Genomic DNA, 15,197 nt, shown 5'->3' with positions numbered 1-15,197 from the left:
GGGTCAGGCGGGCCCGGTGGCGGCGAGGGCCCGGACCGCGTCCGCGAAGGCCTCGCCCCGCTTGTTGTAGTTGGTGAACATGTCCATCGAGGCACAGGCCGGGGCGAGGAGGACCGTGTCCCCGGGGCGGGCCAGCCGGGCCGCCTCCCGGACCGCCTCGGACATCGCACCAGTGTCGGTCCGGTCGAGGTCCACCACCGGGACCTCCGGGGCGTGTCGCGCCAGGGCTTCGCGGATGAGGGCCCGGTCGGCGCCCATCAGCACGGCCCCGCGCAAGCGCTTCGCCGACTTCTGGACGAGCTCGTCGAAGGTGGCGCCCTTGGCCAGGCCGCCGGCGATCCAGACGATCGGGTCGTAGGCCGCCAACGAGGCTTCCGCGGCGTGGGTGTTGGTGGCCTTGGAGTCGTCCACGTACGTGACGCCCCCGACCTCCTCGACCAGCTCGATGCGGTGCGGGTCGGGCCGGAAGGCCCGCAGGCCCTCCCGTACGGCCCGGGCCTCCACGCCGAAGGCGCGGGCGAGGGCCGCCGCGGCCAGCGCGTTGGCGATGTTGTGCGGGGCCGGGGGGCGGACGTCGGAGACCTCGGCCAGCTCCTGGGCCTGCTTCTGCCGGTTCTCCACGAAGGCCCGGTCGACGAGGATGCCCTCGACCACGCCCAGTTCGGAGAGGCCCGGGGTGCCGAGGGTGAAGCCGATCGCGCGGCAGCCCTCCTCGACGTCGGCCTCGCGGACCAGGTCCTCGGTGGCCTTGTCGGCCGTGTTGTAGACGCAGGCGACCTGGTTGCCCTCGTAGATCCGGCCCTTGTCGGCGGCGTACGCCTCCATGGAGCCGTGCCAGTCGAGGTGGTCGGGCGCCAGGTTGAGCACGACGGCCGAGTGGGCGCGCACGGACGGCGCCCAGTGGAGCTGGTAGCTGGAGAGCTCGACGGCGAGCACGTCGTACTCCTCCTCGCCGAGCACCGCGTCGAGGAGGGAGACGCCGATGTTGCCGACGGCGGCGGTGCGCAGGCCCGCCGCCTCCAGGATGGAGGCGAGCATCCGGGTGGTCGTGGTCTTGCCGTTGGTGCCGGTGACCGCGAGCCAGGGGGCCGCCCCCGGCCCGCGCAGGCGCCAGGCCAGCTCGACGTCGCCCCAGACCTCCACACCGGCCTCGGCGGCGGCCGCGAAGATCGGCTTGTCGGGCCGCCAGCCGGGGGTGGTGACGAGGAGCTCGGTGCCGGACGGCAGGGTCGCCCCGTCCCCGAGGCGGACGGTGATGCCCTCCGCCTCCAGTTCGGCGGCCTGCGCCCGGGAGCGCTCGTCGTCGCCGTCGTTGACCACCGTCACGACGGCGCCGCGGCCGTGCAGGACACGGGCGGCCGGGATGCCGGAGACGCCGAGTCCCGCGACGGTGACGTGCTTGCCCTGCCAGTCCAGCTGTTCGCTCACTTTTCGGATGCCCATCCCGCGTAGAAGAGACCGAGGCCGACGATGACGCACATGCCCTGGATGATCCAGAACCGGACGACGACCAGGACCTCGGACCACCCCTTGAGTTCGAAGTGGTGCTGGAGGGGGGCCATCCGGAAGACCCGCTTGCCGGTCATGCGGAACGATCCGACCTGGATGACCACGGACATGGTGATCAGGACGAAGAGGCCGCCGAGCAGGGCGAGCAGGAGCTCCGTGCGGGAGCAGATGGCGAGGCCGGCGAGCGCGCCGCCGAGGGCCAGGGAGCCGGTGTCACCCATGAAGATCTTGGCGGGCGAGGTGTTCCACCACAGGAAGCCGAAGCAGGCGCCCATGAGGGCGGAGGCCACGACCGCGAGGTCGAGCGGGTCGCGGACCTCGAAACAGGCGTTGGGGTTGGTGAGGTCCATGGCGTTGGCGCAGGACTCCTGGAACTGCCAGAGCCCGATGAACGTGTAGGCGCCGAAGACCATCACCGAGGCGCCGGTCGCCAGGCCGTCCAGACCGTCCGTCAGGTTCACGCCGTTGGACATGGCCAGGATCATGAAGAGGGCCCAGACCACGAACAGCACCGGGCCGATCGACCAGCCGAAGTCCGTGATGAACGAGAGCTTCGTGGAGGCCGGGGTGAGCCCGCGCAGGTCGGCGAACTGGAGCGAGAGCACCGCGAAGGCGATGCCCACGATCAGCTGGCCGGCCATCTTCGCCTTGGCCCGCAGGCCGAGCGACCGCTGCTTGACGATCTTGATGTAGTCGTCGAGGAAGCCGACGAGACCCATGCCGGCCATCAGGAACAGCACGAGGACGCCCGAGTACGTCGGGTCCTCGCCGGTGATGACCTTCGCCAGGGCGTACGCGATGAGCGTGGCGAGGATGAAGGAGATGCCGCCCATGGTGGGCGTGCCCTTCTTCCCCAGGTGGCCGCGCGGGCCGTCGTCCCGGATGAACTGGCCGTATCCCTTGCGGGCGAGCAGCTTGATGAGCAGCGGGGTGCCGATCAGGGTCAGGAAGAGACCGATGGCCCCCGCGAAGAGGATCTGCCTCATCGGCCGGCGACCTCACCCTCGGTGTCGAGCAGCGCCAGCGCGACCTGCTCGAGACCGACCGACCTGGATGCCTTCACAAGGACGACGTCCCCCGGGCGCAGCTCACTGCGCAACAGGTCGACAGCCGCCTGCGCGTCGGACACGTGCACCGACTCCTCACCCCACGAACCCTCGTTATATGCGCCCAGTTGCAGCCAGGACGCTTCCCTGTCCCCGACCGCGACGAGCTTGCTGACGTTGAGCCGGACGGCGAGCCGTCCGACCGCGTCGTGCTCGGCCAGCGAGGCGTCGCCGAGCTCGGCCATCTTGCCGAGCACCGCCCACGTACGACCCCCCTGGGCCTGTGCGGCCCGGCCCATGGCCGCGAGCGCGCGCAGGGCGGCTCGCATGGACTCGGGGTTCGCGTTGTAGGCGTCGTTGACGATCGTCACGCCGTCCGGACGCTCGGTGACCTCCATGCGCCAGCGCGACAGGGAACCGGCCTCGGAGAGCGCGGTGGCGATCTCCTCGGCAGGCATGCCCAGCTCGTGCGCGACGGCGGCCGCTGCGAGCGCGTTCGACACGTGGTGCTCACCGTACAGGCGCAAGGTCACGTCGCTGCACCCGGTGGGTGTGTGAAGGCGGAAAGCGGGCTGTCCGGTCGCGGTGAGGCGGACGTTCTCGGCCCGTACGGCCGCTTCGTCCGCTTCGCCGAAGAGGGTCACGCGCGCCTTGGTGCGGCTCGCCATGGCGCGGACGAGCGGGTCGTCGGCGTTGAGGACCGCCACGCCGCCGTCCTCGGCGGACGGGAGGGACTCGACGAGTTCACCCTTGGCCTGGGCGATCTGCTCCCGGCCGCCGAACTCCCCGATGTGGGCGCTGCCCACGTTGAGGACGAGGCCGATACGGGGCGGGGTGAGCTCCGTGAGGTAGCGGATGTGGCCGATGCCGCGGGCGCCCATCTCCAGGACGAGGTGCCGGGTCTCGTCGGTGGCCGTGAGCGCGGTGAGCGGCAGGCCGATCTCGTTGTTCAGGGAGCCGGGCGTCCACACGGTCGGCGCGTGCCGCTCGAGGACCTGGGCGATCAGGTCCTTGGTGGAGGTCTTGCCGGCCGAGCCGGTGAGGGCGACGACATCGGTGCCGAGGCGCTTCACGACCGCGCGGGCGAGGGCTCCGAGCGCGGCCTGGACGTCGTCCACGACGATCGCGGGCACGCCGACGGGGCGGGCGGCGAGCACCGCCGCCGCGCCCGCCTCGACGGCGCGCTGTGCGTAGTCGTGGCCGTCGACACGCTCCCCGGCGAAGGCGGCGAAGAGACTGCCGTCCCGCACCTCACGGGAGTCGATGACGACGGGCCCGGTGATCCGGGCGGCCGGATCCGGTATGTCGTGCGCCTGCCCGCCGACGATTTCGGCGATCTCGGCGAGGGAGAGGGCGATCACTGCTTCATCCCTGACTGTTCTGGTGGCTGGCGGTGGCTCCGCCGGCCGGCGGAGCGGCTTGGGCGTTCTGGTCGAGGATCGCGGCGCGCAGGACCTCGCGGTCGTCGAAGGGCCGGACGACGCCGGCCGTCTCCTGGCCCTGTTCGTGGCCCTTGCCGGCGACGAGGACGGTGTCGCCGGGCTTCGCGCGGGCCACGGCGGCCGCGATGGCGGCGGCGCGGTCCGCGAGGACGAGGACCTCGCCGCGCTCCCCGGCGGGCACCTCGGCGGCGCCCGCGAGCATCGTGGTGAGGATCGCGAGGGGGTCCTCGGAGCGGGGGTTGTCGGAGGTCAGCACGGCCGTGTCGGCGAGCCGGGCCGCGGCGGCGCCCATCGGGCCGCGTTTGGTGGTGTCCCGGTCGCCGCCGCAGCCGATGACCACGTGCAGCCGGCCCTCGGTGACCTCGCGCAGGGAGCGGAGGACCGATTCGACGGCGTCGGTCTTGTGGGCGTAGTCGACGACGGCGAGGTACGGCTGGCCGGCCTCGACGCGCTCCAGCCGGCCGGGGACGCCGGGGACGGCCGCGACGCCGTCGGCCGCGGCCTTCGGGTCAAGGCCGGCGGTGGCGAGGGTCGCGACGGCCGCGAGGGTGTTGGCGACGTTGAACGGGCCGGGCAGCGGGGCGGTGGCGGCGATCCGCTCGCCTCCGGGGCCGACGGCGGTGAACGTCGAGGTGTGGGAGCCGAGGACGAGGTCCTCGGCGCGCCAGTCGGCGTCGGCGCGGCCCTCCGCGGAGAAGGTGACGACCGGGACGGTCGCCTCCTTCGCGAGACGGCGGCCGTACTCGTCGTCGGCGTTCACGACGCCGATCCGGCTGCGCTCGGGGGTGAAGAGGCTCGCCTTGGCCCGGTAGTAGTCCTCCATGTCGGAGTGGAACTCCATGTGTTCCGGGCTGAGGTTGTTGAAGACGGCGACGTCGAAGACGCAGCCGTCGACCCGGCCGAGCACGAGGGCGTGGCTGGAGACCTCCATGGCGACGGCCTCGACGCCCCGTTCGCGCATGACGGCGAAGAGGGCCTGGAGGTCGGTGGCCTCGGGGGTGGTCCGCTCCGACTTGATGCGCTCGTCGCCGATCCGCATCTCGACGGTGCCGACCAGGCCGGTGCGCCGGCCGGAGCCGCGCAGGCCGCCTTCGACGAGGTAGGCGGTGGTCGTCTTGCCGGAGGTGCCCGTGATGCCGATCTGGAGGAGGTCCTCGCCGGGGCGTCCGTAGATCTCGGCGGCGAGTTCGCCCATGTGGCCGCGCGGGTTCTCCACGACCAGGACCGGCAGGCCGGTCGCGGCGGCGCGTTCGGCGCCGGCCGGGTCGGTGAGGATCGCGGCGGCGCCGAGGTCCGCGGCCTGGGCGACGAAGTCGGCGCCGTGGGCGCGGGCGCCGGGCAGCGCCGCGTACACGTCGCCGGGGCGCACCGCCCGCGAGTCGTGGGTGATCCCCGACACCGCGACCGCGCCGGGCGTCTCGACGCCCAGCCGTGCGGCCAGGTCGCCCAGGGGTGTCGGGCGGGCCTGCCGCGGCCGGGGTGGGGTGGTTCGGTACTGATCAGCGTGTGGCACGGCGGTGAGCGTACCGGGCGCACCCTCTGCGGGGCTAAATGAGCCCGGGGCGTCGCCGGAGTTCGATTTCCGGTTCCCGGAACGGGGGGTGATCGTTGTCACTGGTGCTCCCGGAGTGTCACGGGGTGGGGTCGAAGGTGACGGGCAGTCGGGGGGCCTCGCGGCCGGTGGGGGCCACGTGGAGGGTCTTGAGGGCGAACTCCATGACCTTCTTGTAGATCGGTCCGCAGATCTGGCCGCCGAAGTAGCTGCCCTTGGTGGGGTTCTGGATGGCGCAGTAGACGGTGACGCGGGGGGCGTCGGCGGGGGCGAAGCCGGCGAAGGAGGCGGTGTAGCCCTTGTACCGGCCGAGTTCGGGGTCGACCCGGTTGGCGGTGCCGGTCTTGCCGGCGACGCGGTAGCCGGGGATGGCGGCGCGGGTGCCGGTGCCCTCGCGGTCGTCGACGACGGACTCCAGCATCTCGGCGAGGGTCCGGGCGGTCTTCTCGCTGACGACGCGGGTCTTCCCGGCCTCGGGGGCCGGGGTGAAGCGGCCGTCGGGGCCCTTCGTGCCGCGGACGAGGCTCGGTTCGACGCGTACGCCTCCGTTGGCGATGGTCGAGTAGACGGAGGCTGCCTGCATGGCGTTGACGGAGAGGCCCTGGCCGAAGGGGATCGTGTACTGCTGCGAGGTGGACCACTTCTCGGGCTTGGCGAGGATGCCGGGGGTCTCCCCCGGGTAGTCCAGGCCGGTGGGGCTGCCGATGCCGAACTTGCGCAGGTAGGAGTCGAGGATCCGGTTGGACTCGGCCTGGGTGGCGCCGAGCTGGCCGGTGGCGAGGATGGTGCCGATGTTGCTGGACTTGGCGAGGACGCCGTTGAGGGTCAGGTACCAGGTGATGTGGTCGACGTCGTCCTTGAACAGCCGGTCGCCGCGGTGGAGCCGGTTGGGGACGACGACGTGCGTGTCGGGGGCCGCCTTGCCCTCCTCCAGGACCGCGGCCATGGACATCACCTTGCTGGTGGAGCCCGGTTCGTAGGCGTCCTGGAGGGCCGCGTTGCCCATGGCGGCGGAGTTGGCGGCGGAGAGGTCGTTGGGGTCGAAGCCGGGGGCGTTGGCCATGGCGAGGACCTCGCCGGTCCGGGTGTCCTGCACGATGACGTAGCCGCGGTCGGCCTTGGACTTGCGGACCTGCTCGGTGATGGCCCGCTGGGCGGCCCACTGGATGTCGCGGTCGATGGTGAGTTCGACGTCGGAGCCGGGGACGGCGGGCGTGCCCTGGGAGCCGGCGGTGGGTACCTGGCGGCCGTTGGACTGGGTGAAGCGGATCTTGCCGTCCTTGCCGGCGAGTTCGCCGTCGAGCATGGACTCCACGCCGCCGGCGCCGCGGCCCTCGGCGTTGACGTACCCCAGTATCCCGGCGGCGAGTTCACCGTTGGGGTAGACGCGCTTGCTGCTGGGCTCGCTGAGGATGCCGCCGAGCAGGTTCACCTTGGTGCCGCCGGGTTCCTGGGCCTTCTGGCCGTACACCCTCTTGAGGTCCCTGATCTGGTTCCAGACCTGCGGGGTCTGCTTGCGGGCCAGCAGGGTGTAACGGGACTTGGGGGTGCGCAGCTTCTTGGCGATCTCGGCGGGTTCCTTGCCGAGGAGCGGGGCGAGGAGGGCGGCGGCCTGCTCGGGGGCGTCGGGGACCTTGCTCTCCTCGGGCGTGAAGAGTTTCGGGTCGGCGGTGATGTCGTACGCGTCGACGCTGGAGGCCAGCGCGATGCCGTTGCGGTCGGTGATCTCACCGCGTTCGGCGGAGAGCGTGTACTCCTGGTAGCGGTACGCGGCGGCCTTGGCGGCGTACGCGTCGGCGTGCACGGCCTGGACCTGGAGCAGGCGCACCACGAAGACGAGCATGACGAGGGTCAGGCCGACGGAGATCAGGCGCAGCCGGGGCCGGGGGCTGCCGAGCTTGATGGTGCGGGGTCTGCGGGCGGGCGGCCGGGGCGCGGGGCGCCGGGTGCCCGGGCGCGGCGCGGGGCGGGCGCTGCGGGCGCCGGCGGAGGCGGGCCGGGGACGGGCGGGCCGGGCGGGGCCGGGAACGCGGCGGCGCGGGGGCTCCTGGGACGGCACTGCTCGGTCACCTGCCGGAGGTCGTGGGGAGGGTGGTCGGGGGCGCGGTCGCGATGCCGGCGGCTCCGGCCCGGGCGGGGTCCGCCCCGGAGGCGGCGCCCGTCCGCGCGGGGTCGGTACCGGCGACGGCCGGGTCCAGGGCGGACTGCTGCTGGAGCTGGTCGGTCGGCGCGGGGTCGGTACCGGTGACGGCCGGGTCCAGGGCGGACTGCTGCTGGAGCTGGTCGGTCGCGGGCGGGGCCTGCGCGGCGCCGGCCGTGGCGGGCGGCGCCGGCGGAGGTTCCGTGGGCGGGTCCGGGACGGGCGTGGGGCTCGGCTCCGGGGAGGGGGCCGCGGAGGGCACGCCCAGCACCTTCCCGTCGGGCCCGAGGAAGGCGGGGCTGCCGCCCGGCACCATGCCGAGCCGGCGGGCGGCCCTCTCCAGGGCGTCGGGGGCGGCGTGGGCGTCCACGTCCCGCTGGAGCGCCTGCTCCTCGTCGGTGAGCTCGGTGGTGCGGTCCTTGAGCTCGCGCAGTTTGAAGGAGCCCTGGTTGAGGGCCGAGTTCAGCAGGAGCAGGCTGATGAGCCCGCCGCCGAGCAGCACCACGACCAGCAGGACGAAGGGGGTGCGGGCGGCCGAGCTGGGCCCCGACGGCATGAGCCGCCCGAGCCGCGCGGCCCGCCCTTTGAGCGGCCCCTTCGCCGGGCTCACAGCACGTCCTCCCGGATGCGCTCGGCCCCCCGGAGGCGGGCGGGCGCGGCGCGGCGGTTCTCGGCCACCTCTTCCTCGGTGGGGAGTTCGGCGCCCCGGGTGAGGAGCTTGAGCCGGGGCTGGTACTTCTCCGGGACGACCGGCAGGCCGGGCGGCGCGGTGGTCGCCGCTCCGGCCGCGAAGACCTGCTTGACCAGCCGGTCCTCCAGGGAGTGGTACGAGAGGACGGCGATCCGGCCGCCCACGGCGAGGGCCTTCACGGCGGCCGGAACGGCCCGCTCCAGGACCGACAGCTCGCCGTTGACCTCGATGCGCAGGGCCTGGAAGGTCCGCTTGGCCGGATTGCCGCCGGTGCGCTTGGCGGCCTGCGGAAGGGAGTCGCGGATCAGCTCGACGAGCCGGGCGCTGTTGGTGAACGGCTCCTTCTCGCGTTCGCGGACGATGGCCGAGACGATCCGCTTGGCCTGCTTCTCCTCGCCGTACGCGCGCAGGATGCGGACGAGTTCCCCGGCCGGGTAGGTGTTGAGGACCTCGGCGGCGCTGATGCCGGTCGTCTGGTCCATGCGCATGTCGAGCGGGGCGTCCTGGGCGTAGGCGAACCCGCGGTCGGCCTCGTCCAGCTGCATGGAGGAGACGCCCAGGTCGAAGAGGACGCCGTCCACCTTCGGGATGCCGAGCCGGTCGAGGACCTCGGGCAGCTCGTCGTACACGGCGTGGACGAGGGTGGCACGCTCCCCGTACGGGGCGAGCCGCTCGCCGGAGAGCCGCAGCGCCTCCTTGTCCCGGTCGAGGGCGACCAGCCGCGCCTCGGGGAAGGAACGGAGCAGGGCCTCGCTGTGTCCGCCGAGACCCAGGGTGCAGTCGACGACGACCGCGCCGGGGCGCTGGAGGGCGGGGGCCAACATGTCCAGGCACCGCTGGAGCATCACCGGGACGTGTCGGTCGTTGCTCAATGCGCCCTCTCAGATCCGGCGCGGAGGCACGTACCGCCGAGCGGGAGGATGCCGAGCCGTAGGTACCGCCGCACACACGGGGGAGAAACCGCGGAAATCGCTCGATGTCTCCGTGAACTCCGCGTCACTTTAGTCCACGGGCCCCGCCGGTCAATCAACCGGCTGGCGCGTCGCGGAGAGCCGCGGGGGCGGGCGGATGCCACCCTTCCGGAGGCGGCCTCCCCCGGTCTGTGGGGTGGCTCACACCAAGGGCGGTCGGGGTTCTTTGTCCGCCCTCACAGGCGCCCGCCCGGGGCCGTGCCCCCTACCGTCGGGAGCATGACCCCCTCCGCGCACTCCTCCTCCGCCGTCCTGGCCGGCGGCTCCACCGTCACGGACCGCCTCGTCGCGGCCAACGAGCGGTACGCCGCGGCGTTCGCCGACCCCGGCATGGACGCCCGGCCCGTCCTCGGCGTCGCCGTGGTCGCCTGCATGGACGCCCGGCTCGACCTGCACGCGGCGCTCGGCCTGGAACTCGGCGACTGCCACACCATCCGCAACGCCGGCGGGGTGGTCACGGACGACGTGATCCGCTCCCTCACCATCAGCCAGCGCGCCCTGGGCACCCGCAGCGTGGTGCTGATCCACCACACCGGCTGCGGTCTGGAGACCCTCACGGAGGAGTTCCGGCACGAGCTGGAGATGGAGGTCGGGCAGCGGCCGGCCTGGGCGGTCGAGGCCTTCCGCGACGTCGAGCAGGACGTCCGGCAGTCGATGCGGCGGGTGCGGACCTCCCCCTTCCTGCCGTACACCGACGACGTCCGCGGCTTCGTCTTCGACGTGACGACCGGTCTGCTGCGCGAGGTCGACCCGGCCTGAAAGCCGGGCCGGCGGGGCCCGGCGACCAGGCGTGACGCCCGCGAAACCGGCGCAAACCCCGGCATCTCCTCCGCGCTTGTCCACAGGCGAGTGACACAACCCGGCCACGCCAACAAGAATGCTCGGGTGACACCCCCCGCAGACCGCCCGGACGGGCTCCGGCGGGGGCAGGTGTCGGTGTTCCTGCAAGGCCGAGGAGGGCCGGGTGACGACCTATGACGATCGAGCGAGCCTCACTGATCTGACCACCACCGCGGAGCGTGTCCGCAGATCGGTGGAGAGTGTGATCGAGGGCAAGCCCGAGGTCGTACGGCTCTCGCTGACCGTACTGCTCGCCGAGGGGCACCTCCTCATCGAGGACGTCCCCGGCGTCGGCAAGACCATGCTCGCCAAGACGCTGGCCCGGTCCATCGACTGTTCGGTGCGCCGCATCCAGTTCACGCCGGACCTGCTGCCCTCGGACGTGACGGGCGTGTCGATCTTCGACCAGCAGCGGCGGGACTTCGAGTTCAAGCCGGGCGCGATCTTCGCCCAGGTCGTCATCGGCGACGAGATCAACCGCGCCTCGCCGAAGACGCAGTCCGCGCTCCTGGAGTCCATGGAGGAGCGGCAGGTGACCGTGGACGGGCAGACGTACGAGCTGCCGAGCCCGTTCATGGTCGTCGCCACCCAGAACCCGGTGGAGATGGAGGGCACCTATCCGCTGCCCGAGGCGCAGCGGGACCGGTTCATGGCCCGGGTGTCCATCGGCTACCCGAGCCCGGAGGCCGAGCTGCAGATGCTCGACGTGCACGGCTCGGTCTCCCCGCTGGACGCCCTCCAGCCGGTCGCGCACGCGCACGACGTGCTGAAGCTGATCGAGGCGGTGCGCGCGGTGCACGTGGCCGACGCCGTGCGGCGGTACGCCGTCGACATCGTCTCCGCCACCCGCACCCACCCCGACCTGCGGCTGGGCGCCTCCCCGCGGGCCACGCTCCACCTGCTGCGGGCCGCCAAGGCCTCGGCGGCCCTGTCCGGACGCGAGTACGTGCTGCCCGACGACCTGCAGGCGCTCGCCGTGCCGGTCCTGGCGCACCGGCTCCTGCCGACGGCACAGGCGCAGCTGAACCGCCGTACCTCCGAGCAGGTCGTCCTCGACATCCTCCAGCGCACCCCCGTCCCGGCCACGGCCCCGCCGGCCGCGCCCGGCTTCGGGCAGCCGCAGCCCGGCGGCCGGCGGCTGTGATGACGACCGCTGCCGTGCGCGACGGGCAGCGGGACGAGGACGACCGGGGCGGACTGCGGGCCTCCTTCGGCGGTCTGACCACCCGGGGCCGGTCCTTCCTCGCCGCCGGGGTGGCCGCCGCCGCCTGCGCGTACGTCCTCGGCCAGGCCGACCTGCTGCGGGTGGGGCTGCTCCTCGCCGTGCTGCCGGTCCTCTGCGTCCTGGTGCTGCACCGCACCCGCTACCGGGTCGCGACCTCGCGGCGCCTGACGCCCCAGCGGGTCGCGGCCGGTACCGAGGCCCGGGTGCAGCTGCGGATGGAGAACGCCTCGAAGCTGCCCACCGGCCTGCTCATGCTCCAGGACCACGTGCCGTACACGCTGGGGTCCCGCCCCCGCTTCGTCCTGGACCGGGTCGAGGCGGGCGGGCGGCGCGAGGTGTCGTACCGGGTCCGCTCCGACCTGCGCGGCCGGTTCCCGCTCGGCCCGCTCCAGCTGCGGCTCGGCGACCCGTTCGGGATGTGCGAGCTGACCCGCTCCTTCAGCGCGTACGACACCCTCACCGTCGTGCCCCGGACGGAACCACTGCCTCCGGTGGCGCTGTCCGGGGAGGCGGTGGGGCAGGGCGAGGGGCGGCAGCGGTCGCTGGCGCTCGCCGGGGACGACGACGTCATCCCGCGCGCGTACCGGCACGGTGACGACCTGCGCCGGGTGCACTGGCGCTCCACCGCCCGCTACGGAGAGTTGATGGTGCGCGGCGAGGAGCAGCCGCAGCGCGCCCGGTGCACGGTGCTCCTGGACACCCGCCAGGTCGCCTACCGGGACGCGGGGCCCGACGCGGCCTTCGAGTGGGCGGTGTCCGGGGCGGCCTCCGTCCTGACGCACATGCTGGAGCGCGGGTACGCGGTCCGGCTGGTCACGGACACCGGCAGCTCCGTGCCCGGTGACGGCGGGGACGGCTTCGGCGGTTCCGGTCAGGACGCGGCGGACGCGGCCGGCCTCATGATGGACACCCTCGCGGTCGTGGGCCACTCCGAGGGCGCCGGGCTGTCCCGCGCCTCGGAGGCGCTGTGCTCCGGCGAGGGGCTCCTGGTCGCCTTCCTCGGCGACCTCGACGAGCGGCAGGCGGCCCTGGTGGGACGGATGCGGGCGCGCGCGGGCGCGGCCGTCGCGTTCGTCCTGGACTCCGGCAGCTGGCAGGCGTACGGCTCCGGCGGGGGCGGTACGCCGCCCGGGACCGGCGAGGCGGCCGGGGAGCGGCTGCGGCAGCTGCGCGAAGCGGGCTGGACGGCGGTCGCCGTGCCGCCGGGGGCGCGGATCGCCGACGTGTGGCAGAAAGCGGCCGGGGGCCGTCCCGAGACGGCGCAGAGCTACGGAGGTTGGTCATGAGCGGGCGTACGCGCCTCACGCCGGCCGCCTGGGGAGCCACCCTCACGGCGGCCGGGGCGCTCCTTCCGCTGGTGCGGCCGGTGACCTGGATCCTCACGGCCGCCCTGGTGCTCGGCCTGGTCAGCGGGGCGGGCGTGCTGGCGCGCCGGGTGCCGCTGGCCCGGCCGCTGACGGTCACCGCGCAGGCGGTCGTCGCGCTGCTGGCGCTGACGGTGGCCTTCGCCCGCGAGCAGGCCCTGCTGGGGGTGATCCCCGGGCCGGAGGTCTTCGCGCACGCCGTGGAGCTGTTCCGGTCGGGCGCCGAGGACGTCGGGCGGTACGCCGCCCCGGCACCGGACACCGAGGGCATCCGGCTGATGCTGGTGGGCGGTGTGGTGGCGATCGGGCTCCTGGTGGACGCCCTCGCCGTCACCTTCCGGCGGGCCGCCCCGGCGGGTCTGCCGCTGCTGGCGCTGTACTCGGTGGCCGCGGGGCTCTCCGGCGGCGGGGCCGGGCACCTGTGGTTCCTGCTGGCCGCCTCGGGTTATCTGCTGCTGCTCCTCGCGGAGAGCCGCGACCGGCTCTCCCAGTGGGGGCGGGTCTTCGGCGGTCCGCAGCGGCCCGGCCGGCGGACGGTGCCGGCCTCCGGCGGCGGCCCGGCGTTCGCGCCGGTGCGGACCGGGCGGCGGATCGGGGCCGTGGCGATGGGGTTCGCCCTCGCGGTGCCGCTGGTGCTGCCCGGCCTCGGCGGCGGCCTCCTCGGCGGCGCCGGGGAGGGGGCCGGTTCCGGTGCCGGGCAGGGCGGCACCATCTCGGCGGTCAACCCGCTGGTCGCCCTCCAGGACAATCTGCGCCAGCCGCAGGACCGGGAGGTCCTGCGCTACCGGACCAACAGCCGTGACATCGGCGACCTGTATCTGCGGCTGGTCTCGCTCGACCAGTTCGACGGGGCCTCGTGGAAGTCGTCGGTCCGCCCGATCGAGGACGTGCCGCGGCTGCTGCCCTTCCCCGAGGGGCTCGCCCAGGGTGTGCCGTCGACCGAGGTGACGACCAACTTCGTCGCCTCGGAGGCGTACCGGGACAAGTGGCTGCCGATGCCGTACCCGGTGGCGAAGGTCGACATCGACGGGCGGTGGCGGTACGAGCCGGCCGGCCGGACGATCGTCGGCGACAACAAGCAGACCACCGGCGGCGTCCGCTACCAGGTGACCAGCCTCGACGTGCGGCCGACGGCGGACCTGCTGGCCGGGGCCGGTACCGCGCCGGAGAAGCTGCGCCGGGAGTACACCAAGGTGCCGGAGTCGCTGCCGGCCGACGTGCGGGCGACGGCGCTGCGGATCACCCGGGGCGCGCGGAGCGACTACGAGCAGGCGGTGAGGCTCCAGGAGTGGTTCGCGCGGGACGGCGGCTTCCGGTACGAGGTGAACGTCGACTCCGGGACCGGGGTGCAGGCGATCTCCCGCTTCCTCCGGGACAAGCAGGGCTTCTGCGTCCACTTCTCCTTCTCCATGGCGGCGATGGCCCGCACCCTGGGCATCCCCGCGCGGGTGGCCGTCGGCTTCATGCCCGGCACCCCGCAGAGCGACGGCTCCGTCTCGGTCGGCATCCGGGACGCGCACGCCTGGCCCGAGCTGTACTTCGAAGGCGTGGGCTGGACCCGGTTCGAGCCGACGCCCTCGCGGGGCTCGGCCCCCGACTACACCCGGGCCGAGAGGCCGTCGGGCACGGCGACCGACGTGCCGCAGCCGCGGCAGAGCGCCTCGGCGCGGCCGTCGGTCGCGCCGAGCGCCTCGGAGAGCTGCCCGGCGCAGCTGCGCCGCCTGGGCGAGTGCGGCCCGGACGTGGCGGCCGGGGCCGCTTCCCCGGGCGGTGGCGGTACGGACTGGTGGGGCGGGGTCCTGATCGGCGCCGCGGTCCTGCTGGTTCTGGCGCTGCCCCTGCTGCCGGCGCTGTGGCGCGCGCGCCTGCGGGCGCGCCGGCTCGGGGGGTCGGGGGCGCGGGATCCCTCGGCGGTGGCCGCGCGGACGCTGGCGGTCTGGGCGGAGGTCAACGACACCGCCTGGGACTACGGGATCGAGCCGGACGAGTCGCGCACCCCGCGGAGCACGGCGGCGCGGATCGTCTCCCGGGGCGAGCTGGCGGGCGAGGCCGCCGAGGCGGTGCACCGCGTGGCGGGGGCCGTGGAGGAGACCCTCTACGCCCCGTCGCCCCGCCCGGCGCCGGGTCTCTCGGACGACGCGGCCCGCGTCCGCGCCGCCTTCCACGCCGCGGCCGGCCGGCGAGCCCGTGCCCGCGCGCTCCTGGCCCCACGCTCGGCGGCCCGTCTGCGGTGGGCCCTGGCCGAACGTTGGGCGGCGGTCTCGACGGCCTGGTCGACCCGTTGGGACACGGCCGTGGCGGCCCCCCTCGCGCTGCTGCGCCGCGGGTCCCGCGGAGCGGGCTGAGAGCGGAGCGGGCGTGACCTGCGGGGCACGGGCGGGGACGCCGCCCGTGCCCCGCAGGTCACGACGCGCGGC

At 74.0% G+C, this 15,197-nt stretch carries 11 protein-coding genes; 4 read left to right on the top strand and 7 right to left on the bottom strand.

Annotated features, from left to right (window positions below):
* Window positions 1–3 precede the first annotated feature (3 nt).
* The 7 genes from murD to rsmH are packed head-to-tail and all read right to left on the bottom strand — an operon-like array spanning window position 4 to window position 9,252.
* On the bottom strand, window positions 4–1,443 hold the full coding sequence (murD, locus tag ACFY60_RS13260; RefSeq protein WP_388611308.1) for a UDP-N-acetylmuramoyl-L-alanine--D-glutamate ligase: 1,440 nt from the start codon (window positions 1,441–1,443) through the stop codon (window positions 4–6).
* On the bottom strand, window positions 1,425–2,495 hold the full coding sequence (gene mraY, locus ACFY60_RS13255; protein ID WP_309049409.1) for a phospho-N-acetylmuramoyl-pentapeptide-transferase: 1,071 nt from the start codon (window positions 2,493–2,495) through the stop codon (window positions 1,425–1,427). Before mraY ends, murD begins: the two co-directional genes overlap by 19 nt.
* Window positions 2,492–3,916 (bottom strand): UDP-N-acetylmuramoyl-tripeptide--D-alanyl-D-alanine ligase, encoded by a 1,425-nt coding sequence (murF, locus tag ACFY60_RS13250; protein ID WP_309049410.1) that lies wholly within the window; start codon window positions 3,914–3,916, stop codon window positions 2,492–2,494. The genes mraY and murF overlap by 4 nt, the downstream gene beginning before the upstream one ends.
* Before the next feature lie 4 nt (window positions 3,917–3,920).
* Complete coding sequence (locus tag ACFY60_RS13245; protein WP_388611306.1) at window positions 3,921–5,612, bottom strand: UDP-N-acetylmuramoyl-L-alanyl-D-glutamate--2,6-diaminopimelate ligase; 1,692 nt, start codon at window positions 5,610–5,612, stop codon at window positions 3,921–3,923.
* A 16-nt stretch (window positions 5,613–5,628) separates the two neighbouring features.
* On the bottom strand, window positions 5,629–7,608 hold the full coding sequence (locus ACFY60_RS13240) for a peptidoglycan D,D-transpeptidase FtsI family protein (protein WP_388611304.1): 1,980 nt from the start codon (window positions 7,606–7,608) through the stop codon (window positions 5,629–5,631).
* Between the two features lie 7 nt (window positions 7,609–7,615).
* Window positions 7,616–8,299, bottom strand: coding sequence for a hypothetical protein (locus ACFY60_RS13235; protein ID WP_388611302.1), 684 nt, complete (start codon window positions 8,297–8,299; stop codon window positions 7,616–7,618).
* Window positions 8,296–9,252 (bottom strand): 16S rRNA (cytosine(1402)-N(4))-methyltransferase RsmH, encoded by a 957-nt coding sequence (gene rsmH / locus ACFY60_RS13230; RefSeq protein WP_352058779.1) that lies wholly within the window; start codon window positions 9,250–9,252, stop codon window positions 8,296–8,298. Before rsmH ends, ACFY60_RS13235 begins: the two co-directional genes overlap by 4 nt.
* Window positions 9,253–9,570: 318 nt before the next feature.
* Here rsmH and ACFY60_RS13225 point away from each other — a divergent pair, with 318 nt between their 5' ends.
* From ACFY60_RS13225 to ACFY60_RS13210, 4 genes are all read left to right on the top strand, one after another.
* Entirely contained in the window at window positions 9,571–10,110 is a 540-nt protein-coding gene (locus ACFY60_RS13225) for a beta-class carbonic anhydrase (RefSeq protein WP_388611300.1), read from the top strand.
* Between the two features lie 205 nt (window positions 10,111–10,315).
* Window positions 10,316–11,335 (top strand): AAA family ATPase, encoded by a 1,020-nt coding sequence (locus tag ACFY60_RS13220; RefSeq protein ID WP_388611298.1) that lies wholly within the window; start codon window positions 10,316–10,318, stop codon window positions 11,333–11,335.
* Window positions 11,335–12,702 (top strand): DUF58 domain-containing protein, encoded by a 1,368-nt coding sequence (locus ACFY60_RS13215; RefSeq protein ID WP_388611296.1) that lies wholly within the window; start codon window positions 11,335–11,337, stop codon window positions 12,700–12,702. Before ACFY60_RS13220 ends, ACFY60_RS13215 begins: the two co-directional genes overlap by 1 nt.
* A complete protein-coding gene (locus ACFY60_RS13210) occupies window positions 12,699–15,125 on the top strand; it encodes a transglutaminaseTgpA domain-containing protein (protein WP_388611294.1) in 2,427 nt (808 codons plus the stop codon). Before ACFY60_RS13215 ends, ACFY60_RS13210 begins: the two co-directional genes overlap by 4 nt.
* The last annotated feature ends 72 nt before the right edge of the window (window positions 15,126–15,197 follow it).

Origin of the sequence: Streptomyces sp. NPDC012827 (assembly GCF_042900905.1) — a bacterium.
Taxonomy (GTDB): Bacteria; Actinomycetota; Actinomycetes; order Streptomycetales; family Streptomycetaceae; genus Streptomyces; species Streptomyces gulbargensis.
This window is presented reverse-complemented; position numbering and strand designations above follow the sequence as displayed.